31 protein-coding genes are annotated in these 26,933 nt (G+C 31.2%); 10 read left to right on the top strand and 21 right to left on the bottom strand.

All coding sequences use genetic code 11. From position 1 onward, the window contains the following. The first annotated feature begins 74 nt into the window (after positions 1-74). Together NSQ15_RS03120 and NSQ15_RS03115 are read left to right on the top strand one after the other, a co-directional pair. Positions 75-938: a GRP family sugar transporter gene (locus NSQ15_RS03120; RefSeq protein ID WP_340746931.1), complete on the top strand. Its 864-nt coding sequence runs from the start codon at positions 75-77 to the stop codon at positions 936-938. Between the two features lie 22 nt (positions 939-960). Next, positions 961-1,752 (top strand): glucose 1-dehydrogenase, encoded by a 792-nt coding sequence (locus NSQ15_RS03115; RefSeq protein ID WP_046467156.1) that lies wholly within the window; start codon positions 961-963, stop codon positions 1,750-1,752. Between the two features lie 107 nt (positions 1,753-1,859). On the opposite strand, the gene NSQ15_RS03110 is transcribed toward NSQ15_RS03115, so the two are convergent. Further along, positions 1,860-2,771, bottom strand: a complete 912-nt coding sequence (locus tag NSQ15_RS03110) for an AEC family transporter (RefSeq protein ID WP_217194126.1) — start codon at positions 2,769-2,771, stop codon at positions 1,860-1,862. Between the two features lie 127 nt (positions 2,772-2,898). On the opposite strand from NSQ15_RS03110, the gene NSQ15_RS03105 reads away from it, so the two are divergent. Next, on the top strand, positions 2,899-3,066 hold the full coding sequence (locus NSQ15_RS03105) for an SE1832 family protein (RefSeq protein WP_017638527.1): 168 nt from the start codon (positions 2,899-2,901) through the stop codon (positions 3,064-3,066). Positions 3,067-3,165: 99 nt separating this feature from the next. Continuing rightward, on the top strand, positions 3,166-3,483 hold the full coding sequence (gene mspA, locus NSQ15_RS03100) for a membrane stabilizing protein MspA (protein WP_017638528.1): 318 nt from the start codon (positions 3,166-3,168) through the stop codon (positions 3,481-3,483). A 44-nt stretch (positions 3,484-3,527) separates the two neighbouring features. Here mspA and NSQ15_RS03095 read toward each other — a convergent pair whose 3' ends face one another. Beyond that, positions 3,528-6,692, bottom strand: coding sequence for an efflux RND transporter permease subunit (locus tag NSQ15_RS03095; RefSeq protein WP_217194125.1), 3,165 nt, complete (start codon positions 6,690-6,692; stop codon positions 3,528-3,530). A 118-nt stretch (positions 6,693-6,810) separates the two neighbouring features. After that, positions 6,811-8,061, bottom strand: a complete 1,251-nt coding sequence (locus NSQ15_RS03090; protein ID WP_017638530.1) for a lipid II:glycine glycyltransferase FemX — start codon at positions 8,059-8,061, stop codon at positions 6,811-6,813. 211 nt (positions 8,062-8,272) lie between these two features. Here NSQ15_RS03090 and NSQ15_RS03085 point away from each other — a divergent pair, with 211 nt between their 5' ends. Further along, the gene (locus tag NSQ15_RS03085) at positions 8,273-8,524 is read left to right on the top strand and encodes a hypothetical protein (RefSeq protein ID WP_070453644.1); all 252 of its coding nucleotides are present in this window, start codon (positions 8,273-8,275) and stop codon (positions 8,522-8,524) included. Here NSQ15_RS03085 and NSQ15_RS03080 read toward each other — a convergent pair. After that, the gene (locus NSQ15_RS03080; RefSeq protein WP_070453641.1) at positions 8,521-9,282 is read right to left on the bottom strand and encodes a VOC family protein; all 762 of its coding nucleotides are present in this window, start codon (positions 9,280-9,282) and stop codon (positions 8,521-8,523) included. The two genes, NSQ15_RS03085 and NSQ15_RS03080, sit on opposite strands and share 4 nt — an antisense overlap. Positions 9,283-9,460: 178 nt before the next feature. On the opposite strand from NSQ15_RS03080, the gene NSQ15_RS03075 reads away from it, so the two are divergent. Both NSQ15_RS03075 and NSQ15_RS03070 read left to right on the top strand, forming a co-directional pair. Then, on the top strand, positions 9,461-9,895 hold the full coding sequence (locus NSQ15_RS03075) for a MarR family winged helix-turn-helix transcriptional regulator (RefSeq protein WP_017638533.1): 435 nt from the start codon (positions 9,461-9,463) through the stop codon (positions 9,893-9,895). Beyond that, positions 9,892-11,097, top strand: coding sequence for an MFS transporter (locus NSQ15_RS03070; protein WP_340746930.1), 1,206 nt, complete (start codon positions 9,892-9,894; stop codon positions 11,095-11,097). The genes NSQ15_RS03075 and NSQ15_RS03070 overlap by 4 nt, the downstream gene beginning before the upstream one ends. A 74-nt stretch (positions 11,098-11,171) precedes the next feature. Here NSQ15_RS03070 and NSQ15_RS03065 read toward each other — a convergent pair whose 3' ends face one another. The 7 genes from NSQ15_RS03065 to NSQ15_RS03035 all read right to left on the bottom strand — a co-directional run bounded on the left by NSQ15_RS03065 (position 11,172) and on the right by NSQ15_RS03035 (position 15,863). Continuing rightward, positions 11,172-11,522 carry a SarA family transcriptional regulator gene (locus NSQ15_RS03065; RefSeq protein ID WP_017638535.1) on the bottom strand — a complete coding sequence of 117 codons (351 nt, stop codon included), beginning with the start codon at positions 11,520-11,522 and terminating at the stop codon, positions 11,172-11,174. A gap of 282 nt (positions 11,523-11,804) precedes the next feature. Further along, entirely contained in the window at positions 11,805-12,827 is a 1,023-nt protein-coding gene (moaA, locus tag NSQ15_RS03060; protein ID WP_017638536.1) for a GTP 3',8-cyclase MoaA, read from the bottom strand. A 12-nt stretch (positions 12,828-12,839) separates the two neighbouring features. Continuing rightward, positions 12,840-13,445 (bottom strand): molybdenum cofactor guanylyltransferase MobA, encoded by a 606-nt coding sequence (gene mobA, locus NSQ15_RS03055; protein WP_070453631.1) that lies wholly within the window; start codon positions 13,443-13,445, stop codon positions 12,840-12,842. A gap of 4 nt (positions 13,446-13,449) precedes the next feature. Further along, on the bottom strand, positions 13,450-13,683 hold the full coding sequence (gene moaD / locus NSQ15_RS03050; protein ID WP_017638538.1) for a molybdopterin converting factor subunit 1: 234 nt from the start codon (positions 13,681-13,683) through the stop codon (positions 13,450-13,452). Between the two features lies 1 nt (position 13,684). Beyond that, positions 13,685-14,131, bottom strand: coding sequence for a molybdenum cofactor biosynthesis protein MoaE (locus NSQ15_RS03045; RefSeq protein WP_017638539.1), 447 nt, complete (start codon positions 14,129-14,131; stop codon positions 13,685-13,687). 5 nt (positions 14,132-14,136) lie between these two features. Continuing rightward, complete coding sequence (gene mobB, locus NSQ15_RS03040) at positions 14,137-14,607, bottom strand: molybdopterin-guanine dinucleotide biosynthesis protein B (protein WP_070453628.1); 471 nt, start codon at positions 14,605-14,607, stop codon at positions 14,137-14,139. Beyond that, positions 14,604-15,863, bottom strand: a complete 1,260-nt coding sequence (locus NSQ15_RS03035) for a molybdopterin molybdotransferase MoeA (RefSeq protein WP_070453624.1) — start codon at positions 15,861-15,863, stop codon at positions 14,604-14,606. Before NSQ15_RS03035 ends, mobB begins: the two co-directional genes overlap by 4 nt. A 58-nt stretch (positions 15,864-15,921) precedes the next feature. Here NSQ15_RS03035 and moaC point away from each other — a divergent pair, with 58 nt between their 5' ends. Next, positions 15,922-16,410: a cyclic pyranopterin monophosphate synthase MoaC gene (gene moaC, locus NSQ15_RS03030; protein WP_046467145.1), complete on the top strand. Its 489-nt coding sequence runs from the start codon at positions 15,922-15,924 to the stop codon at positions 16,408-16,410. Positions 16,411-16,478: 68 nt separating this feature from the next. Here moaC and NSQ15_RS03025 read toward each other — a convergent pair whose 3' ends face one another. The 5 genes from NSQ15_RS03025 to modA all read right to left on the bottom strand — a co-directional run bounded on the left by NSQ15_RS03025 (position 16,479) and on the right by modA (position 20,270). Next, positions 16,479-16,982, bottom strand: coding sequence for a MogA/MoaB family molybdenum cofactor biosynthesis protein (locus tag NSQ15_RS03025; protein WP_017638543.1), 504 nt, complete (start codon positions 16,980-16,982; stop codon positions 16,479-16,481). Positions 16,983-17,002: 20 nt separating this feature from the next. Continuing rightward, entirely contained in the window at positions 17,003-18,007 is a 1,005-nt protein-coding gene (locus tag NSQ15_RS03020; protein WP_070453749.1) for a ThiF family adenylyltransferase, read from the bottom strand. 187 nt (positions 18,008-18,194) lie between these two features. Then, a complete protein-coding gene (locus tag NSQ15_RS03015) occupies positions 18,195-18,800 on the bottom strand; it encodes an ATP-binding cassette domain-containing protein (RefSeq protein WP_017638545.1) in 606 nt (201 codons plus the stop codon). Next, complete coding sequence (gene modB / locus NSQ15_RS03010) at positions 18,801-19,472, bottom strand: molybdate ABC transporter permease subunit (RefSeq protein ID WP_017638546.1); 672 nt, start codon at positions 19,470-19,472, stop codon at positions 18,801-18,803. It lies immediately after the preceding gene. A gap of 12 nt (positions 19,473-19,484) precedes the next feature. Then, positions 19,485-20,270, bottom strand: coding sequence for a molybdate ABC transporter substrate-binding protein (gene modA, locus NSQ15_RS03005; protein WP_340746929.1), 786 nt, complete (start codon positions 20,268-20,270; stop codon positions 19,485-19,487). Between the two features lie 187 nt (positions 20,271-20,457). Here modA and fdhD point away from each other — a divergent pair, with 187 nt between their 5' ends. After that, complete coding sequence (fdhD, locus tag NSQ15_RS03000; RefSeq protein WP_070453613.1) at positions 20,458-21,252, top strand: formate dehydrogenase accessory sulfurtransferase FdhD; 795 nt, start codon at positions 20,458-20,460, stop codon at positions 21,250-21,252. A 35-nt stretch (positions 21,253-21,287) separates the two neighbouring features. On the opposite strand, the gene NSQ15_RS02995 is transcribed toward fdhD, so the two are convergent. The 5 genes from NSQ15_RS02995 to NSQ15_RS02975 all read right to left on the bottom strand — a co-directional run bounded on the left by NSQ15_RS02995 (position 21,288) and on the right by NSQ15_RS02975 (position 26,012). Next, entirely contained in the window at positions 21,288-22,043 is a 756-nt protein-coding gene (locus NSQ15_RS02995; RefSeq protein ID WP_340746928.1) for a GNAT family N-acetyltransferase, read from the bottom strand. 73 nt (positions 22,044-22,116) lie between these two features. Further along, positions 22,117-22,665 carry a biotin transporter BioY gene (locus NSQ15_RS02990; RefSeq protein WP_070453607.1) on the bottom strand — a complete coding sequence of 183 codons (549 nt, stop codon included), beginning with the start codon at positions 22,663-22,665 and terminating at the stop codon, positions 22,117-22,119. Between the two features lie 68 nt (positions 22,666-22,733). Continuing rightward, positions 22,734-23,672, bottom strand: a complete 939-nt coding sequence (locus tag NSQ15_RS02985) for a nucleoside hydrolase (protein WP_070453604.1) — start codon at positions 23,670-23,672, stop codon at positions 22,734-22,736. Positions 23,673-23,828: 156 nt separating this feature from the next. Then, positions 23,829-24,737, bottom strand: coding sequence for an ABC transporter substrate-binding protein (locus NSQ15_RS02980; protein ID WP_070453601.1), 909 nt, complete (start codon positions 24,735-24,737; stop codon positions 23,829-23,831). Between the two features lie 129 nt (positions 24,738-24,866). After that, the gene (locus NSQ15_RS02975) at positions 24,867-26,012 is read right to left on the bottom strand and encodes an acyl-CoA dehydrogenase family protein (RefSeq protein WP_117239516.1); all 1,146 of its coding nucleotides are present in this window, start codon (positions 26,010-26,012) and stop codon (positions 24,867-24,869) included. Positions 26,013-26,167: 155 nt separating this feature from the next. Between NSQ15_RS02975 and NSQ15_RS02970 the strand changes: the two genes are divergently transcribed. Continuing rightward, positions 26,168-26,917 carry an amino acid ABC transporter ATP-binding protein gene (locus NSQ15_RS02970; RefSeq protein ID WP_017638554.1) on the top strand — a complete coding sequence of 250 codons (750 nt, stop codon included), beginning with the start codon at positions 26,168-26,170 and terminating at the stop codon, positions 26,915-26,917. The last annotated feature ends 16 nt before the right edge of the window (positions 26,918-26,933 follow it).

The raw sequence follows: 26,933 nt of genomic DNA, 5'->3' as shown, positions 1-26,933 counted from the left end.
TTGTTTTAGAATTAACTTCAAGTGTTATTAAAGGGGAAGCACTTAATTCGTTTATTTAGGAGAGTGAGAAACATATGCAGTTTCTTGATATTTTAATAGCATTATTACCTGCACTATTTTGGGGTAGTGTTGTAATAATCAATGTATTCGTAGGTGGAGGCCCCTATAATCAAATTAGAGGTACTACTTTAGGTGCACTCATTGTTGGTATTATTTTATTACTAACAGGTAATGCAGCATTTGATGATTTAACTGTTATTATTGTTGGATTATTCTCAGGTGCATTATGGGCATTTGGTCAAGGTAACCAATTAAAATCTGTTAATTTAATTGGTGTTTCAAAAACAATGCCAATTTCTACTGGTATGCAATTAGTTGGTACTACTTTATTTAGTGTTATATTCCTAGGCGAATGGAGCACAATGATACAAGTCGTATTCGGACTGATTTCTATGGTCTTATTAGTTTCAGGTATCGCATTAACATCATTAAAAGCTAAAAATGAAGGTAAATCAAATGATCCTGAATTTAAAAAAGCAATGGGTATCCTTCTAATTTCAACAGTAGGTTATGTTGGCTATGTCGTGTTAGGAGACATTTTCAATGTAAGTGGTACAAAAGCACTATTCTTCCAATCTGTTGGTATGGCTATTGGCGGTTTCATTCTTTCAATGAATCACAAAACGTCTATCAAGTCTACTGCCCTCAATTTAATTCCTGGTATTGTATGGGCAATTGGTAACTTATTTATGTTCTATTCTCAACCTAAAGTAGGTGTTGCAACTAGTTTTTCATTATCTCAATTATTAGTTATCATATCTACACTTGGTGGCATTTTTATTTTAGGAGAGAAAAAAGACCGTCGTCAGATGATGGGTATTTGGTCAGGTATCATACTCATCATTATTGCAGCAATTATTTTAGGTAACCTAAAATAAAACATTTTTAGGAGGCATTTCCATGTTTAAAGAATTAGAAAATAAAGTTGTTATCATTACAGGTGCTGGTAGTGGTATTGGTAAGTCTTTTGCAGAAAATTTTGGTAAAGCCAAAGCAAAAGTCGTACTTAACTATCGTTCAGATAAACACGATGAATCATTACAAGAATCTGTAAATATCATCAAACAAGCTGGTGGAGATGCGTTACTCGTTCAAGGAGATATGGCTAAAGAAGAAGATGTCATTAATTTAATCAATCAATCTGTAGACCATTTCGGTACTTTAGATATCATGATTAACAATGCTGGTTTTGAAAAAGCAACACCATCGCATGAAATGACGATTGAAGAATGGCAAAAAGTGATAGATATCAACTTAACAGGTGCGTTTATAGGTTCACGTGAAGCAGTAAAACACTTCAGAAAAGAAGATAAAAAAGGTGTTATTATTAATACTTCAAGTGTTCATGATACTATTCCATGGCCAAATTATGTTCACTATGCTTCAAGTAAAGGTGGATTAAAATTAATGATGGAAACCATGTCAATGGAATATGCACAATATGGAATTCGTATTAATAATATATCCCCTGGAGCTGTTGTTACTGAACATACTAAAGAAAAATTCTCTGATCCAAAAACTCGTGAGGAAACATTAGAAATGATTCCAGCTAGAGAAATTGGAGATGCTCAAGATATCGCTAATGCTGCATTATTCTTAGCATCAGACTTAGCTAGTTATATCCACGGAACTACTATTTATGTAGATGGTGGTATGACAAACTATCCAGCTTTCATGGGAGGTAAAGGCTAAGTCAAACAATAAACCATGCAATTTTCATGTGTAACATACATTAAATTAATGTAGTGTGTACTCATGAATTGCATGGCTTTTTATATATAAATAACTATTTCTATTTATTATGAAACAAAGAACGCTTGATAAACATATATAATAACAATACTTATAACAATTGATAAATTAGTTACCATCCCTATTAAGGGTAGTGTTTTATATTTGAATTGTATTGAATAAGGAATAATTGCCACACCAACTGGTAATAACCATGTGATAAGCAATGTCGTTTTAATCATCTGATCTGAAACTGGTAAGAAGAAATATACAATTAATCCAGCAATAAGACCTATTCCATAATGAAGAGAAAGATATTTGATTGCTGCAGGTAAATAAGCTTTTTCAATAGTAAAGTTCAATATAACGCCTAATAAAATCATAGATAGTGGCATATTAGCTTTTCCTAAAATTGAAAAGAAATCAATAGACACTTTAGGTAAATGAATGTTCGCCATATTAAGTATAAACATAACAATATAAGTAACCAGTGGTACAGATTGAATTAATTTCTTAACTAAGAATTTAAAATTGAATTGGTCACTTCCCTCACTAAAGTAACTTCCAACAAAGTAAGTGAGACCAAACATAATAACTGCGCCACCAATATCAACCATGCCAAAATAAACCATTCCCTTACTTGGCCATATAGCATCTACTAATGGATAAGCAAATAATCCAATATTCATAGCTCCAATCATCATACCAACAGAACCACGCATTTGATTATCGTATTTACGGAAACTCCAAATAACAATTATTTTTGAGACCACACCGTAGATAATCATCATAATAGGCAAAATAGAAAATGATAGGTTTAAATCAGCTTTATTTAAATTCACGATAACTAAAGAAGGTAAAGTTACATTTAATACTATTGTTGAAAGCACTTGGCTATCTGTTGCTTTCAAATAATTAATACGCTTTAAAAAATAGCCTAAAGCAATTAAAAGAATGATCATTACAAATTGTTCTGTCATATTAGCCCTTCTTTCACGTATCTCAACACTTTCAATTGATAACTTTAACACATTTGCTATAAATTTTAGAACTAGTTTGTTTCATGCTATAATTTAATCATACTTTAATTTAAGGAGCGATTGTATAATGGATTTAGAAAGTAAATTAACAGAACTAAAATATGATTATACTAGACTACAAGGTGACTTAGAAAAGCGCGAGTCATTAAATCAAAATATCGATCCTTTAGTCAATCAGCTTGAAGAAATTGAGAAAGAAATGGCCAATGTAAGAAAGCAAATAAATGAACAATAATTAATTACATGTCACAATTTAACTACATTTCTTTAGACATCCTAGTCATAAGTATGTGAACGTGCTAATATATATTCGGAAAAGAAAGGATGTCAACTCATGAAATTATACTTAATTTTATTGCCTTTACTATACTTAATTGTAAGTTACATAAGTATATTCAAGATGAATTCAATTTTCACTAGAATTTTAAGAATCATAATGGGTATATTATTGTTATTTGTTGTAGCAATTACAACGATGCAGTTCCCTAGTGAGAACTGGTGGGTATTTATAGTGTTGCTACTTTTAGTTGGAAATGTAGAAGTTACTGCATTTAAAACACTTAAGAATGATGATAAAGGCGTTAATATTTTAAATATATTATCAATCGGTTTGTTCGTGATTTATATCATTCTAACTTTAATTTTATACTAAAGTAAAAAGCATCATTCCTTTTTGGAGGAATGATGCTTTTTTTATTATTTTCTGTTTAGTTTACGATAAATTTTATCTTTAATTGTGAATAAAATTTCGTAAATTACTGGAACAACAACAAGCGTTAATATTGTTGAAGATATTAGTCCTCCAATAACAGTTGCTGCCATTCCTTTAGATATTAAGATAGAACTATCTTCACCAAATAACAACGGTACTAAAGCACCTATAGTTGCTATTGCTGTCATTAAGATAGGACGAATTCTCGTTCCTCCTGCTTCAATTAAAGCAGCTTTCATATCCATACCTGATTTTTCATTATTAATAACTCTATCTATCAATACAATAGCATTTGTAACAACAATACCAATTAACATCAACATACCAATTAAACTAGGTACTGAGATAGTTTCGCCTGTAATCACAAGTGATAATACAACACCTATTATTGTAAATGGTAATGAGAATAAAATAGTGAATGGAGCTAATCCACCTTTAAATGTAATTACTAAAATAAGATACACTATAATTATTGCTGCTAACATAGCTATTGCAAGTTGAGATATAGCAGAGTTGATGTCATCAGTTGCGCCTCCAACATTCACTTTTACGCTATGTGGTTTATCAATTTTATTAATTTTAGACATTACTTTTTGTGAAGTACCACCTACATCACTTGTCGTAATCTTACCTGAAACTGTAGTTGAATAGTCACCATCTTCTTGAGTCAATTTACTTGGTGTAGTTGATTTTTTAAGACTAGCAATTTCACTTAATTTAATTGAACCACCTGCTGGTTTTTTCAATTTAATATTTTCTAATTTACTTTGTGACCAATCAGTTTGCTTGTTTTGTTTTACTTTAACATCTATTTTCTTACCGTTTTCTTTAACTGTCGTAATTGTTTTTTCTGGTAAGTTTTCATTTAAATTCATCGCAAGCTGACTAGCTGATATTCCATTATCTGCCGCTTTATTTTGATCGACTTTTACTTCATATTGATCGTATGTTTGTGATAAATCTGATTTAACATTATTGATACCTTTAACATCTTTCATAGTGCTTTCAATTTTATGAACAGTACCTTTAATAGCATCCGTTGATGGACCTTTAACTGTCACTTCAATAGAATCATTTCCAGCACCAGTACCTAAATCTTGGTTCTTCCATTGACCAGGATGTTTAAATGAATCAACATGTTTTAATACTTTATCTGGCTCTTCTTCAAAGTTTGGCGTATCTTTATCATAATCTACCATCAACGCCATACTATTTGTACTACCAGTAGGATCAGATGGTGTTGGCCCTCCTACAGAATATTGAACAGTGTTAACTTTATCTTTAGATTTTAAATACTTTTGAACTTGTTCACCATGTTCGAGCACTGATTTTTCAGTTTCACCTGGTTTAGGCGTATAAGTTAACGCCATGAATTTATTATCTCCTGATGAAATATAACTTGTGCCTAATTTTGCAGCACCTAAGCCAATACTTCCAGCTAGTAATACAATACTAATTATAATGACGATCCACTTATGATTAAGTGACCAATTTAATACCTTTTTATACCCCTCACTAACTACCCCATGCTTTTGTTTTTGAGGTTTAGTTTGGATTCCTTTTCTAAATAGCGTAGAACCTAGCGCTGGAACTACTGTGATTGATACTAATAATGAAGCTAATAAACTGAATGTAATTGCGAGTGCGAATGGTCTGAACATTTCACCAACAGACCCTGACACAAATGCTAATGGTAAGAACACAATAATAGTAACCAATGTTGAAGATAGTATTGGTTTAAACACTTCAGTTGTTGCGTTTATGATTAATGAATCACCTTTGAGTTGTTCATTTTTATCAGATAAACGTCTATATATATTCTCAACCACAACGATAGAATCATCTATCACTCGTCCAATAGCTACTGTTAATGCCCCTAAAGTCAATATATTTAGTGACACATTAGATAATTTCAATGCTACGAGTGCAATTAATATTGACATTGGTATTGAAATGACTGAAATAGCTGTTGTTCGTATATTTCTTAAGAATAACAATATAACTACGATAGCTACGATTGTTCCTAATGCTGCTTTTTCAATCATTGTATATAAAGAATCTTCAATTGGTTTAGCAGTATCCATCGTTTTAATAGCTTTCATTTCACTATTATTTTTTTCAAATTCATCTACTTTTTTCTGTACATCTTTTGCAACTTGAACGGTATTAGCATCTTGAGCTTTTGTTATTTGTAAATTTACTGCATCTTTTCCATTCGTTTTCGAAATGGATGTACGTTCATCACCAACCGTAATATTAGCTACGTCTTTTAATTTAAATGTAGGCATAGAGCCTGATGAACTTTGTTTAGAACTACCAGCGGACGCTGATGATTGATCAGATGGCATTAAGCTGTCGCTCTCTCCATCGTCGCTGCTATCACTACTTTGTCCTTGTCCGGCAATCGTTGCAGGGATTTTTAAGTTTTTCAGTGCATTGACTGATGTAAACTGTCCATCGACAACGATAGATTTGTCAGTATCTCCAAATTGGAAAAGCCCTAGCGGCGTTTCTCGAGTCGCTGTTTTTAAATAGTTTTCGACATCATCTGCTGTAACACCTTTTTCATCAAGTTCTTTTTGCTTGAACTTTAATGTTACTTCACGATTTGTTTGGCCATTTAATTGAGCATTTTGAACACCATCGATTGTTTGTAATTTTGGAATAAGTTGCTGGTTTAATTTTTTAGTTACTGATTTTAAATCATTATCTTTATCTGTTAAAGAATAAGCTACGATAGGAAATGCATCCATAGAATTTCTTGTTAATTCAGGATCACTGACCCCGTCTTTGAATTTAATTTTATCAATTTCTTTTTTTAACTGTTCCTCAGCTTTATCCATGTCTGTATCATTATTATATTCTACAGTTACAATTGAAGCATTTTGGATAGATTCAGTTTTAACGCTTTTAACATATGCCATCGATCTAACTTGACTATCTATTTTACTGTTAATCTCATCTTGAGTAGTTTGTGGTGTGGCACCAGGCATTGTTGTTTGAACTGAGATCATAGGATTCTCTACGTCCGGTAATAATTCAAGTTTTAACTTGGCACTAGCATACACTCCACCTAAAATAACGAGTAATACCATCAAGAATATTGCGAACTTATTGCCTAAAGAAAATTGCAATAGCTTTTTGATCATATAATTAGTGTCCCCTTTTATCAATTTATATATAGTGCTATATTCTATTATTTTAAAAAATGATTCTAAAAAAATCTGAACGTTCTTTATTTATAGAATCGTTCAGATAATAAAAAATCTATTTACGCTTTAATTTTCGTGATAGTTTAATTTTAGCTTTTGTTAATTTTGGTTTAACTTGTTCAATAAGTTGGTAAAGTGGTTGATTTAAAACATAATCAAATTCACCAATTTTTTCACTTAAGTAAGTTCCCCATACTTTTTTAAATGTCCATAATCCATAATGGTCTGAATCTTTGTCTGGATTATTATCAGTTCCACCAAAATCATATGTTTTAGCTCCGTGATCACGAGCATATTTCATCATAGTATATTGCATATGATGATTAGGTAAGAAATCTCGGAAGTCATTAGATGAAGCGCCATATAAGTAATAAGATTTACTACCTGCAAACATTAATAATGCACCTGATAAATAAATACCTTCTGGATGTTCTTTTTCAAGTCTTAATAAATCATCTTTTAAATCTTGAGATTTTTTAATTTTATTATTAGCATCATTGATTTTATTTAGTGTTTTTTTATCTTGCTTTTTATTTTGAAGTTTTTCAATTTCATTTTCTAATTCTTTAATTTCTGAATTCACTGTTTCAAGCACTGGTTTTGGTTCTAATTTAACTAAGAACAATTCTGCATCGCCATCTTCATGTAATGCATCATATATATTTTCAAAGTAACTAATATCTCTAGTTAAGAATCCATCACGTTCCCCTGTGATTTGCATTAAATGTGCGAATGTTTTTAATCCTTCTCTACCAGCTCTTTCAACTTTCGTACCTCTTTTTAATGCTAATCTCACTTTAGAGCGATTTCGTCTTTCAAAACTTTGAATAATGTCTTCATCAGATTTATCAATTGGTGTGATCATTGTCATTCTTGGTTGAATATAATCTTTAGATAAACCTTCTTTAAATCCTTTATGCTTAAATCCTAAATTACGTAAATTTTTCAATGCTTCAGCACCGTGTTCTACTTCAACGTCTGGATCTATTTTAATTGCGTAAGCTTTTTCTTCTTTAGCTACTTTTTTCGCTTCTTCTAATAATTGTGATAATGCTTCTTTATTATCGTAATCAGTTACAAATCCTCTAGATACATAACATAATGTAAATGGTAGTTTCGGAATTTTTTTGAATAATAATTGTCCAACGCCCTTAATTTCACCATTTTCACCTATCGCAATTCTTCTTGAATACCATCCAGTCAATTTCTTTGTTTCTGCCCATTTCGTAAGTTGCAGTAAATCGCCATTTGGATGAGATTTTACAAATGCGTCATGTTCTTGATTAGTGATATTCATCTTTTCCATGGTTTATAATATCTCCTTTTTATTAACAATAACTATAATTATACAACGTCTATCTATGAGTGTCGATAAAACACATAAATGAATCTACAACAACATTAAAAACATGTTCTTTAATTCCTATAAGTTATTTTATTTCAGCTAAATAATTTTTAAAGCAGTTTTAAAATTGGTATAATAAAACACTAAAATTCTTACGAAAGAGGTGTTCAAATTGCGTCCAACGCTATTAATTTTATTTATCATCTTAAACGCTCTTATCATTGTCATTAGTTTGAATAATGATTTAACAGTCCAATATTTTAGCTTAAGAGTCATACTGGCTGCATTTAGTTTCGTTTTATCATTGTTCTTTTTACTTATTAGAACAACTCAATTTAGCATGTATTTAAGTATTACTTCGATTATTATTGCAGTTGTCCATATCGCCATTATCATACAAAGTGCTTATACTTATCTATATTAATTATTAGGTTCAAAACGATATTTTGCACCTCTTATATATATTGAATATGGTGATGTTGCCTCAGCGTCTTTAAACACGACAGTGTGATAACCAGATTCTTTACCATCTTCAATTCTAAAGTACATTTGATCTTCCTTTAAAATTAAATCAGTGTATTTATCAGTTTCATTTACAACTTGCATATCAAACCAATTTTGCCAGTTTTGTACTGTCTTTTCTCGTTGACTAGTAGTAACTATTATCATCTCTATAGAGAATTGGGTTTGATATAAAGGTTCTAACTGTGCATCTCGATTAGCTTCACCTTGATCCCATTGTATGAAAAATGGTGGTTTAACCATATAACTAGGATCAGCAATATATAAAAGTCGCCAAGTTATTTTTTCATCTTTTTTAGTTTCTCTCTCCATATTTACTGGACCAATAACTTCTATATTACGTTCTTCCAGTGTTTGCTTAATAGCGTCTATATTATTTGTTCTTAAACAAATGGTTTTGAATCCTTGTTTAAAATGATCTTGAGCTATTTTAGTAGCAAATGATACTCTTCCCTCTTCAGTTTTAGCTAATTTCTGCAATTTTTCTTGATCTTCTACATCTAAAAATTCTATGTAGTTTCCATTTATATACGATAACTTATTAAATGTTCCAAATTTATTGTGTTTTCCACCTGAATGCAACGTGATAAGGTTACCTGGAAACTTAAATTGCTCTAATTGATCAATATAATGAATGATATGATCAAATTTCAAATCCATCTTTTTGTCCCCTTTTTATTCATTTCTCAGTTCTTATTTTAACAAAATACGAAGTATTATACTTCTAAAAACTTACTTTAAATTGGTATTGAAAAATATTGCTTTTAGTTTTATAATGAATCTTGCGTTTCAAAAAGGTTAGCTAAGCTAACTAAATTATAAATTTTGAGGTGTGCTCATGATTAACAACAAATTTTTCAATAGTTTTATTAGTATTTATCGACCTTATATTAAATTAACTCAGCCTATATTAGAACGACATAACATTCATACTGGCCAATGGCTCGTTTTAAAGGATATTGCGCAATTTCAACCAACGACCTTAGTTAATATATCTTATCGTCGTGCTATAGAAAAACCGACTGCTAGAAAATTTATTAAAGTTTTACTAGAAAGAGAATTAATTTCTTATACTACTGGAAATGATAAACGACAAAAATGGTTAAGTTTAACTGAAGAAGGTCGACAATTTTTTGAAACTATCAATAAAGAGGTAAATGAAATACAGGATGAAATTATTGAAAAATCTGGTATAAATGAGCAACAACTGACAGAAATTACTAATTCAATGTCAATTATTTATGAAACAATACTAAAGGAGAGTCAAGAATGAGTGAAACTTCATCTATTAAAGCACCTATCTTTACTAAACGCTTCAATCTTAATTTCATCATAAATTTTTTCGTGTACTTATGTATGTATTTATTGATTGTAGTCATCGCAGGCTATAGTAAATCTGAATATCATGCATCTGATAGTTTAGCTGGACTAGTCGTGGGGTTATTTATTGTCGGATCATTAATTGGTCGTTTTGGAACGGGTAAATATGTAAATACATTTGGTCCTAAAAAGATTTTAATGTTTGGTCTTTTCTGTCTTGTGATAACTCAAGCATTGTATTTTATTCCTGGTAATATTTATTTCTTAATGTTTGTACGTTTAATCAACGGTATTGCAACTGCAATTGCTACAACCGCAACAGGTACTATCGCAGCTTATGTCACACCACAAACACGTAAAAGTGAAGGCATTAGCTTATTTTCATTAAGTTTAGTATTAGGTACTGCTGTTGGTCCTTTCTTTGGTATTTTATTACTAAATACATTTTCTATCACATTACTATTCACGTTATGTATTGTGTTAGGTATTTTAGGACTTATCTTATCGTTCTTTATTAATATTGATTTTAACCCTACGAATAAAGAACAAAATTCCACAAATTCAAATGGCTTTAGTATTCACAATTTCATCGCTATAGAAGCTGTACCAGTTGCAATTGTTATGTTACTAGTTGGTGTTACTTATGCAGCGATATTAACGTACTTACAAGCTTTTGCTGAGCAACGTGATTTAGTCAGTGCGGCTAGTTACTTCTTTATTTTCTACGCAGTGGCTTCTTTAGTTACACGCCCTATTGCCGGTCGTTTAATGGATAGTAAAAATGAAAATGTAGTCGTTTACCCTTCATTTATTGCTCTTATACTAAGTTTCATTTGTTTAATGTTTAGTTTTAATAGTGGATTATTATTACTTTCTGGTGTATTACTAGGTATTGGTTACGGTAACCTTTCTTCATCAATGCAAGCTATTTCAATTAAAGTATCACCTTCATTTAAGTATGGCTTAGCTACATCAACTTACTTTATCGGATTAGATGTTGGTATTGGCTTCGGTCCTTCATTCTTAGGTTTATTTACACATATGATTTCATATAGTCAAATTTATGGAGCAATGGCTATTTTAGGCATTCTAACTACAATTGTATATTTCTTTGTTCATGGTAAAAAAGTTAAAAACACATATTCATATGAATAGTAGTTACTACAAATAAATTAAAAAGCTAGAGACATCACATTAAAGATGATGTCTCTAGCTTTTATTTTTTATATTTAGTTTGCAATACTAATTGCTTCGATTTCGTTTATCATTTTATCCATTAATTTCTTTTGCTTTGCGTTAAAGAAGTAGTAAACTTGTCGCTCATCTGTTTCTGAACGTAATTTTGAAATAAGTTCTTTTTTATAAATCTTACGGATAATCACATCAATTTTACTTGTGTCCCATAACATTTCAAAATGTAACGTATCTCTTAATTCTTTACCACTAATCTTCTCACCTTCAAAGACTTTGTATAAAACGACAAATTCTTCAATTGAAGTGCGATAAGATGTTTTTAACCAGTGCTTAAGTTGACTTAGTTCTCTTTCAGATGCAATAAACCCTTGTACTTTATTATTCATATTAAAATGCCTCCTATGTTGATTCTTAGATGTTATGTTTGTATTATACAATTAAATTGCTTAACTTTATTATATAACATAGTAAGCATTTTATCTATTACAAATATTAAATTTAAGTCTAAATTTTGTTTAGAAATTCAACATTTTAAAGTACATGTTTAATAGTGAAAAGTATATAAAAGTTATTGTATTGAAATTACGAGACACATATAATCTATAAAAGATTTTATGATTGTATAAATATGACTCTATTTTTCCACTTATTTAAATTAAAATTTAATACTATCCACCAATATAGTTCATATTAATCTTATTACGTTTTCTATTTTTTACTGTTTGTTCTGTTCGTTCATCTGAATATCGATCATCTCTAATGTGCCAAAGTGCTTTAAATTGCTCTAATAATTCCTCATCTGTTGCACCAGAGCGCATAAAGTTCTTAACATCAAATCCTTCTACATCTGCAAATAAACATCCGTAAAATTTACCATCTGAGGATAAACGGGCTCTCGTACATGTTGAACAAAATGATTGAGATACACTAGTTATAAGTCCAAACTTCACTTGATTATCTTTGTGACGATAGTATTTAGCTACCTCTCCAAAATATTTAGGTTCTACAGGCTCAACTTCAAAATGTTGTTCAACCATATTTAACATTTCATCTTTACTCACTACTTTGCTAAAGTCCCAGCCATTGTCATTACCGACATCCATAAATTCAATAAATCTTATTTCAATAGCTTTATCTTTAAAATATTCAATCATAGGTATGATTTGATCATCATTCACGCCTTTTTGAATAACGACATTCACTTTAACTTGTAAACCAATCGAAATCGCATAATCAATCTGTTCTAATATTGTAGAAGCTTTAATATTTCTATTATTAATTGCTTGAAAGACTTCATCGTCAATAGCATCTAAACTCACATTAATACGTCTTAGGCCTGCATTATATAAATTTTGACCATGTTTTTTTAAAAGTAATCCATTAGTAGTCATACCTATATCTTCAATGCCTTCTATTTGATTCAGTTGCTCAATGAGTTGATAAAGATTTCTTCTTAATAATGGTTCTCCACCTGTTATTCTTATCTTTTTAACCCCTAATTGAGCATACAATCTAGCAATTCTGACCATTTCATCAAAAGACAATAATTCATCTTTAGGTAAAAAGACAAAATCATCGCCAAATATTTCTTTTGGCATGCAATAATCACATCTGAAATTACATCTATCTGTGACTGATAATCTTAAGTCTCTTATCGGTCGACCAAGTTTATCTTTAATTTGCTCCACCATAATGGACCCTCCTTATTGATCTAACTGTTGTTTTAAAGTGTCCAAATCTTGTTGAGAGTTAATATTATAATACCAATATGACGGTGCATCGATGTCTTCTACATTAATCCAATCTACATTCATTTCTTCATATAATTGCTTAAAACTATAATCATCAGAACTCAATATTTCTTCAATAACATTTTTCGTCTTAGGACTATAAAAGCCAATCGTCGGAATCATATATCCATTTGACTTAACCGTTGCTATATCTATTTGATCTTCAATAAGATGAGACATCATAAATTGATATAGTTGATTTATGGCTTTTTCGTTTATCATCGGTGTATCAACTGATACTACGAAAAATAATTCTTCATCCGGGTATTGTTCCATCACTGACAATATGCCTGCTAGCGGTCCTTTTCCTTTATAATTGTCTTTATCTACAACTATATTTTGATATTTAAATTCATTTTTAAGTTGACTATTCGTACTAATAATAATGTCATTAAACATATTTGTTGATTTAAGTACATTCACTATTCGCTGATAAAACATTTGTCCGTCAACTGAAGCAAATGCTTTAGGACGCCCAAAACGACTTGATTGGCCTCCAGCGAGTATAATTGCTTTCATTTATTTATCCTCCACTCACTGGTGGAATGAGTGCTACAGTATCACCAGGTTCAATCTTATCAGTTAATTTAACGAATTCTTCATTAACTGCAATTTGAAATTGCTTATGTGCCATTTCTGGATAATGTTCAACAATCATCACTTTAAACGCTTCTACAGTTAAAGGATCTGAAACATCTATTGTTTCTGACTGTTTATTAGCTATATCTTTTAATTCTGCAAAGTAAAGTACTTCCAATTTATTTCCTCCCATTAGCTTCATCATAGTCGCCTTTTTGATGGCCTTGCCATTCAGCACCATCTTCCCATATCTCTTTTTTCCATATTGGTACTATTTCTTTAATTCGTTCTATGGCATATTCATTCGCACGATATGCATTTTTACGATGAGGAGATGATACCACAATTAAGACAGCTATATCTGATATCTCAAGAGGACCAATTCTGTGTACTATAGTTGTTATAGTACCTGGCCATTTTTGTTCTATTTCTTGACCTATTTGAGCCATTTTCTTTTCAGCCATTGGAATATAAGCTTCATATTCTAAATACTCAGTTTTTACTCCTTTAGTCCATTCACGAACATGTCCAGTGAACGTCACCATTGCACCTTGATGTTCGTTTAGTGTAAATGCACGATATGGCTCTATTTGAATTGGTTCTTTAACGATTTCAAATTGTTTCATTGCACTCAATCCTTATGTGTCACTTTATTTATTAACCATTCATCAAATAATTGATAAGCATTAGGTTCATTTAATTTTATCTTATAACATACATTGTTTAAATGATTTAGCTTTTGCAATTGTGATTCACTGTTATAAACTATGATTTTTTCATATTTTTCATCCTTAAAACCTTCAACTAAAATGATGTCATAATCAATTGTAACAGAGTCTTTAATAATCTTTGAAAGGCTTTGTTCATTAATTCTAGTTACAGTTTGTCTATATTCATGCCCTTGTATAATGCTTTGGTCCGCTCCTGATTCAAAGTGTTTCATATGGTCCACATGGTGTCCTTGTAACTCAATATCCGAACCAGTATGCCCATGATGTTTTATTGTCGCAACTTTTAACTTTAGAGATTTTAATTTATTAATTGTATGCATCATGAGTGTTGTTTTTCCAGAATTTTTAAATCCGACTATTTGAAGAATCATATATTCAATTCCTCTTCATAAGCAGATGATTCTGTAAGTATAACGTCTACTAGGTGTCCTTTTTTAAACCCTCGTGTTCCTCCTGGCAACATAATCATTGAATTTGAATGAGCAATAGCGACTACTGCACCTGATTTATTAAATCCAGATGGAACAACTGTAGCGCCAGCAGATGTAAATGTAGCTTTAGCGCGTATAAATCTAGTAAATGGATTAGCTTTAGTAAAATCTTCCATTAATGTAGCTTTAACAATTTGAGGATAAACTGCATTAGCGTTCATCATTTGATTAATTGCTGGTTTTACAAACAATTCAAATCCTGTGAAACATGCTGAAGGATTACCAGACAAACCAAATAAGTATTTATTATTAGCAACTGCAACAGTTGTTACACTTCCTGGTCTCATTGCAACTTTATTAAATAATACTTCTGCATGTAGTGCTTGATAAATTTCAGGTAAGTAGTCAAAATCTCCGACAGATACGCCACCTGTAGTAATAACAATGTCATGTTCATCCATCGCTTTTTTAACGACTTCAATACTACTTTGTAAATCATCTTGCTGAATTTGATAAGTACCTACTTTTAATCCAAACTTTTCAGCTAATGCTTTAATCATCGGACCGTTTGAGTTTCTAATTTTACCAGGTTGAAGCTCATCTTCCACTTCTAGTAACTCACTACCTGTCGCAATAACAGCTATACTTGGTTTCTTCCATACTTCAATATCTGTATAACCATATGTTGCTAATACAGCTATAGCTCCTGGATTGATTTGTTGTCCTGCTTTCAAAACAATGTCTCCAGTCTGTGTTTCTTCACCTTTCAATGAAACATTTTCATGTTGTTCAAACGTCTTTCTAATTGAAAACGTATCTTCTTGTTGTACAGTTTGTTCAAACATGACAACTGCATCTGTTCCTTCAGGTAATTGTGCACCAGTCATAATTCTTACCGCTTCATGTTCACCAACTTTTTTATCAGACACGGAACCAGCACCAATATGATCAATCACTTTAAAATGTACTCGATTATCACCACTTGCTCCTATAGAGTCTTGACTTCTAATCGCAAATCCATCGTACGGTGATTTATTAAATCTTGGTATATCATAAGTAGCTACAACGTCACTTGCTAAAATATGGCCAGTACTTTGATTTAAAGGAACTGAAATTTTGCTAGAATTTATATCTTGTTTTACAACACGTTGAATTGCTTCTTTAACGGGAATTGGACTTCTTTTTTCAAATGTCATATGATCATCTCCAAAATATTTATTTCGTGATATACTTGTATCGATAAGGAGGGTTAATATGTCAGATTTCACACACATTAACCAACAGGGTAATGCGAAAATGGTTGATGTTTCAAATAAAGAAATTACAAAACGAACAGCAATCGCTTATTCCAGTATTATAGTAAACGAAACTATTTATCAACAAATTGTTCAAAATACTAATGCTAAAGGTAACGTATTAAATACTGCACAAATTGCTGGCATCATGGCAGCTAAAAATACTTCTACAATAATACCAATGTGTCATCCGCTTCCATTAACTGGTATAGACGTCGCTTTTGAATGGGATACTCATCAATCTAATCAATACGAATTGCATATAAAAGCGACTGTATCAACAACTGGAAAAACAGGTGTAGAAATGGAAGCACTAACTGCTGCATCGGTAACAGCTTTAACAATATATGATATGACGAAAGCAGTTGATAAAGGAATGACAATAGGTCAAACTTATTTAGCTGCTAAATCTGGTGGTAAATCAGGCGATTACAAGCGTCCAGAATAATAAATAAAATAACTGTATACTTAAATGGGATTGAAGCAATGAAACTTTGACTTCAGTCCTCTTTTATATTATTTTGTTAATTCATGAACTAGATGATTTAATTCTGGCTTAATAAGTTTATCCATAGCTAATTTAACTGCACCAGTTGATCCTGGAAGTGAAAATAACAGTTTATCCTGATGTGTACCTGCAATTGCTCTAGATAAAATAGCTCTCGTGCCTACATCTTCTGTATAACTTAAATAACGAAACATTTCTCCAAATCCTTCAATTTCTTTATCTAATAAAGGACGTACAACCTCAATTGTCACATCTCTTTGTGCTATACCTGTCCCACCAGTCGTTATAATGACATCTATATCATTCTGTTTTAACCATGTAGAAAGTTGTTCATGAATATCTTGCTGATTGTCTTTTACAATCTTATAATAGTCATCTTTCACATTAACATTTTCATTTTCTAATAATGTTTGAATAAGTTGTCCACCTTTATCAGTATTATAATCTCTTGTGTCCGATACAGTTAAAATTGCCACTTCAATGTCTCTATCCAGTTTAATATGTTGATGCATGATTTCTCCTCCTTAAATGTTTACCCAAATAATTGATTGATTAGTTTAGTAGCTTCGTTAGGACTAGTTAATCCATGTATTAATAATCGACCTCCATTAAATGCTACGATTCTATAACCTTTAAATGAAAATACAATCATATATGGATTTTGTTTATATTGAATATGGTGAGAATTTAAAAATGATATAAGCATTTCCTGGGTAATATCTTTATTAATATATTGCACTGTATCTCTGCCACATAATGTTGCATACTGACGTTGACTATTATTCAAATAAGGATAAGTAGGTGATTGTCCGCAGGTAGAACATGAGTCATTTTGCATATTTTTAAAACCAATGGCATGATGATATCCTTCCCACACATCACCATATTTTAATTTAATATCGGTAGCTTGATGCGTGAGTATTTTCAATGCATCAGTGATTTGAAAACTAGTTGTCATTGTTACAGCCGGTTGTATCACACCTACAGTATCGCAAGTTAAATTAATTGAAGGTAAATGTGGTAATAAGCAATTAAAACATGGTGTCTTTCCTGGAACAAAGGTAGTTTGAGCATAAGTACTTTGTACAACTCCCCCATAAATCCATGGAATTGAATTTTGATAAGCAAAATCATTAATAAGCTGTCTTGTATCAAAATTATCAGTTGCATCAATGATTAAATCAATTCCAGATGTATGTTTATCTAAAAAGTAAGCATCTACGTGTGAGACAAATTCATTGATTGTCACATCATGTCGAATTGATTCTAGATGTTTCTTGGCAGCAATGACTTTAGGGAGCATATCAAGTGCATCTTGCTCAGTAAATAAAGTTTGCCGTTGCAAATTACTATATTCAATATAATCTCTGTCAACAATCGTAAGTTGTTGTATGCCGGCTCTTACTAAGCCTTCTGAAACATGTGTGCCTAAAGCACCCATACCAACAATCATCACACGTTTTTGACTAATACTGCGTTGACCTTCAACACCTATATGTTTATATAACATTTGTCTTGAATATCTATCCTGATTCATTTCCTGACTCATTTTTGAATCTCCCTTGAAGTATGTTATCTCTATTATAAATCTTGTGTCTCAAAGTGACAAAACCTCAACATAAAAAGTTCCTATCAAAGTCCTCATTTTTCAATGTTTACTCTGATAGGAACTTATTAAAATTGACTCTCATTAATTTTGATTAATAATTAAAGTTTTATTATGGTTAAGAAATCATAATCATTTCGTCTGCAAGTTCTTTGGCTTCTTCATTCGAATGTGTAACAAATATAATAGGAATTTGCCACTCATTAAAAATCTTTCGAACTAAGGCTATGCTTTCACGTTTAGTCTGATCGTCTAAACTAGAAAATGGTTCATCGAGTAGTATTAAATCTGGTTTTATACTTAAAGCTCTTGCTAAAGCAACACGTTGAGCTTCCCCACCTGATAAGGTGATTGGGTAATGATTCATTAAATGTTTTATATTTAGTGTTTCTAATAAATTATCAATATGCTCCGATGAAGATGTCATAAATGTAATATTCTGTTTCACTGTGAGATGCGGAAACAATTGATAATCTTGAAATAAATAACCAATTTGTCTTTGTTGAATTTTTATATCAATATGCTTTTCAGTTTCGGTTAGTACACGATCATTAATTTGAATCATTCCATCATCTGGTTTTTTTAAACCGGCTATCATATTTAATATAGTCGTTTTGCCTATTCCAGAAGGTCCTTGGATTGCATATATTTTGGGAACCTGATCTTCAATGTGAATATGAATTGGACGTTGATTAATTTGATGTGTTATATCAATATTCAACATTTAATCACGCTCCCTAAACTTATCATAATTTAATAAATTGATTGTCATAATAACAACAATAGAGAATGCTACTAGAACTAACACCCACAACCAAGCTTGATTTTCTTTTCCTTCAACAACTAAGAAATAAATTTCTAGTGGTAGAGTATTTGTTTTATTAGGAATATAGCCGGCAACCATTAAAGTTGCTCCGAATTCACCGATAGCTCTAGCGAAACTCATCATAATTCCTGATAATATATAACGTTTAGATAAAGGTAATACTATTCTATAGAAAATCTTTCCTTCACTTGCTCCCATTGTTCTAGCAGTATCCAACATACGTTTATCAATGCTATTAAAACCTTGAATTGTATGTTGATACATCAGTGGAAAACTAACAATAACAGATGCAATAACAGCCCCAGTCAATGTAAATACTACTGGTAAATGCAATATATTACTGAAGAATTTTCCTACAATACCTCGTGGTGAAAATATAATTAATAATATGAACCCCATTACTGTGGGCGGAAGAACAATAGGTAATAATATAAAACTTTCAATGATTTTAACCCATCGTTTCTTACGATGATATAACCATCTTGATACAATAATTCCAAGTACCATTACAATCAATGTACTCAAAGTTGCTACTCGAATCGATAGCCAAAATGCAGTTAAGTCAGGCATTAAAAACAACCCCTATGCTGAGAACTGATAATCTTTGATGATTTGTTTAGCTTTGTCTGATTTTAAGAATTCCATCCATTCTTTAGCTAATTTTTTATCAGAAGTCGCTCCTGCTTCATAAGTAATTGGTTTTGATAATTTTACTTCTTTAATTTCTTTTACTGAATCAATTTTCTTTTTATTTTTATATAAATCTGTTTTATAAACAAATCCTTGTTGTGCGTTACCTTTTTGTACATAGTTTAATACTTGTTTAACGTCTTTTGCGTAAACTACTTTGTCTTTTGTTGCATCCCACAAATTATTTTCTTGTAAGTATTGTTTACCATATTTACCTGCAGGTACTGTTTTGATTTGACCTAAAGCTAATTTTTCATTATCTTTTAAATCTTTAACAGATTTATAATTTTTATCTTTGTCGCCTATAAGTACTAATTTATTTTTGGCATAATTATATGTATCATGCGCTTTCTTTTTATCTTTTAAGATGTCAACATCTTTAGTGTTAGCTGACATAATAACGTCTACTGGTGCACCTGATTCAACTTGTTGTCTTAAAGCACCTGAACCACCATAGTTGAAATCAACTTTAGCATCTTTATGATCTTTTTCAAATTCTTTTTTCAATTCTTTACTAACATCTGTCAAACTTGCTGCTGCTGAAATTTGTAATTCTTGTTTCTTATCTTTACTGTTAGATTTTTCACTTTTCTTTCCATTATCTGATGATGAATTCGAACATCCGGCTGGAACCAAAAGTCCCATTAACAAAATCACAAATAAACTTTTAATCTTCATAACAATTCCTCCTTAAAGTACATTATACTTCAAATTTAATAGATTTATATTTTATTTGAAGTTAATATCTATATGTAGATTATATACTTTACTTTTTAAAATTGAAATAACTATCAAAGCAAATTTATTTATATTTTATGAAAAACGCACTAATATAGTATTTATAGTGATATAAAGGAGTTACAAAATGAATAAAGATGTTTCATCCAATCAGCACATTATTAGATTTGAAAATGGTGAATTAAAGGATACAGTAGATACTTATGTAACAGAATTTCCATTAACTATCATGGTCAATGGTGAAGAGTTTGCAACTGTTATTTGTAGTCCTACTAATATTGAAGAATTAGTACTGGGTTTCTTAGCATCAGAAGGTGCATTATTAAAAAAAGCAGAATTAAAATCATTACAAATAGATGATAGTAGAGGGTTTGCTCATGTTGAACTGACAAAATCGCTAAATGATCGTTTCGAATATTCTAGTAAACGAATGATTGCATCCTGTTGTGGTAAAAGTCGTGAATTTTACTTTCATAACGATGCTGCTACTGCTAAAACATCCTTATCTAACATCACTATTACTCCTCAACAAGTTTTAAATATGATGACTCGCTTACAAACTGCCAGTACTATATTTAAGCAGACAGGCGGATTGCACAATGCGGCTATTAGTGATGGTGATAATTTCTTTGAACATCGTCAAGATATTGGTCGTCATAATGCATTAGATAAATTATTTGGGTTCTGTATACAAAATGATATTCCAGTAAGAAATAAAATTTTAATATTTAGTGGTCGTATTTCCTCGGAAATTTTAATTAAAGCTGCCAAAATTGGCGTAGGCGTTATTTTATCTAAATCAGCTCCAACGACGTTAGCTGTACAATTAGCAGACGATTTAAATATTACTGCAGTTGGTTTTATTAGAGACGGTAACTTTAATATATATAGCCATCCAGAACGTATAAAAAGCTGCTGGTGATTTCAATTAGTGGTTGAAATCATCAGCAGCTCTTTTTATATATTTTCTTTTAATATTTGATACCTGAAACTTCTATATACATAACCTTGTTTCAAATACATATCTTTAACTGTATCTTCACCATCTGCAACTAAAATAACTGGGCGTTGCCCTGCTAATTCCCCTATATAAGATTGCATCGTTCGACCGATACCAGTTCTTTGATAATTTTCAAGTACACCAAATCCATCTATTTCTACAGAGTTTTTATTTTCTATCACATCGACAATACCTACTGGCTTATTTTCTAAATATCCAATCATAGGTATTGCTTTCATGTTATCAAAATTTTGTCTAATCTTTTCAACATTTTTTTTAGCATATTTTTTGCCATATGGTAATGAAAATTGATAGTAAATATCAAGATAATCATTTAAGTTAGTACGATTTACTTTGATTAATCTTACATCTTTATTTCTACTTAATTGGTCTAAGTCATTTGCTTCAATGATATAGAATTCTAATACACCAAGTTCAAATCCTAATTCCTTAAACAGTTCAAACCACTGTTCATTAAGTTGATCGTTCTCAGGAAAGTAAAAAGATAAGTGATTGGAACCTTGTGCAACATGCATTTCCTTTTGGGTTTCAATATCTTTCAACCATTGAACTTGTGATGGGCACTGATGATATAACCAAGTATTGTTGGCAAATTGAAGTGCATCTGATGGTGTTAAATAAACGGTCTTCATTGAATCTTCTAAAAAAATGTTACCTTCCAAATATATATCAGACATCGTCAAATGCTTCATAAATATTACCCCATCTCAGTAGATAATTAGAATTGTTATGATTCTATATATGAAACATTGTCTTACACTGATTTTATTTTATCAACTGTTTGAATCGAGAGTGATTAAGTAAAGTCGCTCCTATTAAGCTTGCAATAATTGCTTTAACTACATCCCCAGGCATAAAAGTTAATGATAATACGATGGATTTAGAAATAGGTATATTTATAATGAATCCCATTATAATGGTACCTAGTATATCTAATCCAAGTACACCAATGATAATAGTAGCAACTATTAGCGTTATAAAGTTTACTTTATGTAAATATTTGTCTCTTATCCATCCGATAAAGAAAGCTACAATTGGATATAAGAATAAAAATCCTGCTGAAGGACCTGCGAAAACACCGATACCCCCTCTACCACCTGATAACACTGGTAGTCCTACTGCAGCTAACAGTAAAAATACAACAACACTTATAGTTCCTAACTTTCTTCCTAACATTATTCCTGCTAAAAATATCCCTATATTTTGCAATACAATTGGTACTGGCATAATTGGTAAAGGTACTGGTGGTACCAAACCTAAAATACAAATGATGGCTGCCATCAAAGCTGTAAATACTAATTCTTTTGTACTCATCATTTCATCCTCCTTACATGAGAATGATTATACCATTAATGTAAACTTAATGGAATATAAAGTTTACATTAATTGACGCGTTTTGCCAAATCACTTATATAATTAAAGAAATTATTTCGCTCTACATAATTAATCACATTAACCTCTCGACCATCATTACATTTAAATGTTCTACCTTGACTTGGGCCATGTGCTATAACATCTACATTCAATTTAACTGATTTAGTTAATTTAGGATTACCTACATAAGCTGTTGTTAACACATCCCATAAAAAGTAAGTCGAATTTGTTATAAAATGTGTTAATGGTGGTACAGCTGCATAACTAACACCTAAGAAATCAATACCTGTATACTGACGTTCATCTGCCCAACGTTGTCTCACTTCTAAAGTTAAAGGAACTTGATTGGTGCTTTCTAAAGCTACCATATCTATCTTGATGTCACTATCAAATACTGTTTTCACCGCTTCTGGATCCCAAAATGCATTCCATTCTGCCGTGCCGTCATGCTCTGGTTCTTCAACATTACCTTTTTCTAAAAATGTTCCTCCCATCCAAACTAATTTATCTACTTTGTTCACTATAGTTGGTTGTATTTTTAATGCTTTAGCTAAGTCAGTTAAAGGACCAGTAAATAACAATGTAATTTTTTCTTCAGTATTTTGAAGAATGTTAATGATATCTTCATAAGCCTCAAGATGATTTTCTTTTGAATTTGTTAAAGTAACTTTTTCATTTAAAATTGGTAACGCGTCCATGAAAAATGCATGCATTCTCCAATCCTTAGGAAATGGATTTTTCCCTCTTTCAAATGATGGTGCAACATCAAGTTTTTGATTGGAAAAGCGGTTGATAATCTTGATAGACGCACTTAAAGATGGTTCTAAATAGCAATCTGCTCCAATCGTGCTTACACCTACAAGTTCTATTTCTTCCATTTGTAAAAGTAAGAATAAAGATATAAGATCATCAACGCCACCATCATGATTAAAATAAACTTTTTTCATTGTTTTTCTCCTTTTTATTATTTTATTTCTTTCAATTTATATGTAATTATATCGAAATCACAAACAAAATTCATAATTTACTACTACATAAAAGAAGTTGAGACACAATTTGCGTCTCAACTTCTAAGTTATTAATATCGTTTTTTTATTATCTTTTTATTTAGTATCCATTAATTTTTTCTTCAAATCTTTACGCATGAAGTCTAAGCTATATGGATCATTATACCAGTATGTTTCTGCTTTAACTTTAATCACATTACCATTTTTAACTGCAGGTAAGTTTTTCCACATATTTGTTTTTTCATATGCAGGTGTTGCTTTACCTTCACTTGTAGATACAATGTAATCGCCAGCGTATTGATCAACTTTTTCTTGTTTAACTTCAGCAAATCCAGCTTTTTTAGTTAAATCATCAACTGATTTTGGCATTTTAAGACCGAATGCTTGATATAAAATTTCTCCGCCACGGCCCCAATGGTCGCCGTAAGTGTATAATTTTTTATCAAATTCATCAAAGATAGTTACAGTTTTATCTTTACCAATTTTATCTTTAATCTCTTTGCCGTCTTTAGAAGTTTGATCTTTCCATTCTTTTTCCCAATTTTTAACTGCATCTTCTTTACCTAGTAATTTACCTAGTTCTTCTTGTTGTTCTAAGTAACTATGTTTCGCATAGTTAAATGGTACAGTTGCTGCGATTTTTTTATATTTTTTAATGTTTTTATTTTGATCTAAGACAATAATTAAATCTGGTTTTTCTTTTGCAACTTTTTCGACATCATCGTCTCCAACTTTAGTTACACCTTTAAATTTGTCTTTCAAAATATCACTTTGATCGACTTGATTACTTACTGCTACTACATTTCCACCTAATTTTTTCACGCCACCAGCATATGATGGAGCTACAACAGCAATTCTTTTTGGATCCTTAGGAACTTTTATTGTTTTCCCATCATCCGTTTTGTAAGATTTCTTCTCAGAACTCTTTGAACTATCGTCTGAGTTGTTACCACATGCAGCTAAAACTAACACTAGTGCTATTAAAGGTAATAATAATTTCTTCATTTTTTCCTCCCATTGAAAACGATTATCAATTTCATTAAAATTATACAACTTTACATATATTTTTACAATAAGCAATTTCACCAGTTTTTTTAAATTTTAATAAATTTATTTCAATAAAGTAACTTATTACTATATTAATCCTGTAATGCTTTTTGCAATATTAGTATATGCCATATCTTCCATCGGAGGATTATGAAGACCTGCGCGCATATCTCGATAATATCTTTGTAATGGTCTTTCCATCTCAAGACTTTTTGCTCCTACAATTCTCATTGCTAAATCTACAACTTCCAATCCTTGATTTAATACAAGTACTTTACTTGCAGAAGTCTCATTCCAAATTTCTGTGTCTTTCTCATATAATTGATAACCGTGGGCAGTACTCCATAAAAAATGTCTTGCCGATAATAATAGAGATTCCATTTTACCTAAATTTTGTTGAACTGTAGGTAATTCTGCAATAGTTCCTTCTATACTATTCGGACTATACGTTTTAGTGAAATCTACTGCGTAATTTCTAGCTGCTTGTGCGATTCCTAAATAGACACTAGGAATATGCAAAATCCAACCATTTGCTCCAGGTTTACGTTTCTGTTCAACAAAATATTTATGAGGAATTTTTACATTATTTAACACTAAATCATGACTTTCAGTAGCACGCATACCAATCATGTTCCAATTATCGGCGATGTCCACGCCTTCAACATTTCTTGGAACTAAAAAGAATCCTACTTGATCTAATTCTTCTACATATGCTCCTACAATAAAGTGTGTTAATGCCTTACTCATTGAAGTAAATGTTTTGACACCATTTAAAATATAGCCGTCTTTTTCTCTTACTGCATGAGTTGCCGGACGTCCTCCGCGTGTAGGGCTACCAGTTTCAGCTTCACTTACTGCACGATTAACGAGTGCGCCTTTTTTCACTTCTTCGGCAAATTCTTCTAATAATTCAGGCTCCCACAATTGTTGTTCAAATAATTGACCCACTACACTTAAATGCCAACCTATTGATAAGGCAGTTGCGCCATCTATTTCTGCTAAATAAGTTTGCAAAATAACCATATCTTCAATCGTAGCGCCTTCACCGCCGTATGCTTTTGGTAATGTTAATAAAGTATATCCTTCATTAATTAACCACTCTATATTTTCAAATGGAAAGCGTGAGGCAATATCATTTTGCTCCGCATACGATTTAAACTGCTCTTCTATTGTTTTAAACTTTTTTATCCATTTATGTTGTATCTCTGATTGCACCAAGAATGACTGTGTCATTATTTTCACCTCATCATAGTATTAATAGCTTGTTAATTATCCTTAGTTTAACACTCAACATTATTAAATAAAAGGACTGATATTTCACAATTCCTACTTTACCGATAAGAATTAATGTGATAAATTTACTTTAATATATTTGGGAGGCTGATACCTTGATACAAGTAGAACATTTATCTCATTTTTATCATTCAAATCAGGTTTTAAAAGATATTAATTTTTCACAAGAACAGGGAACCGTGACAGCTATTATTGGACCTAGTGGTTCAGGAAAAACAACTTTACTTCGTACTCTCAACGCACTCGCAACTCCTTCTAAAGGTTCGATAACGATTGATGATTATCAATTTAATGCTGAACAACATACTAAAAAAGATATTTATCATCTTCGACAACAATCAGCAATGGTTTTTCAAAATTATAATTTATTTAAAAACAAAACCGTATTAGAGAATATTACTGAGGGCTTAATTTATGGGCAAGGTAAAGGAAAAAGAGAAGCGATACATATTGCTGAAGATCACTTAAATATGGTGAATTTATTAGAACATAAAGATAAGTACCCTATCCAACTATCAGGAGGTCAAAGTCAACGTGTTGGTATAGTACGTGCACTTGCATTAAATCCTAAAGTACTATTATTAGATGAACCTACATCTGCATTAGACCCTGAATCAATCCAAAGTGTATTAAATCTTATACAACGTATTGCACAACAAGGAATGACAATGGTTATAGTAACTCACGAAATTAGCTTTGCTGAAGCTATTGCTGATCAAATTTTATTTATTGATAACGGAGAACTAGTCGTACATGGTTCACCAAGTGATGTTTTATATAATCAAGATAATGACCGTATCCAACGTTTTATACAACGTATTAGAACGGAGGTAGATGTAAATTGAAACGATTCTTCCCTTG

Origin of the sequence: Staphylococcus sp. FSL W8-0774, assembly GCF_038006785.1 — a bacterium.
Classification (GTDB): domain Bacteria; phylum Bacillota; class Bacilli; order Staphylococcales; family Staphylococcaceae; genus Staphylococcus; species Staphylococcus pasteuri.
Note: the sequence above shows the minus strand (reverse complement) of the source record. Positions and strands in the feature narration are given on the sequence as shown.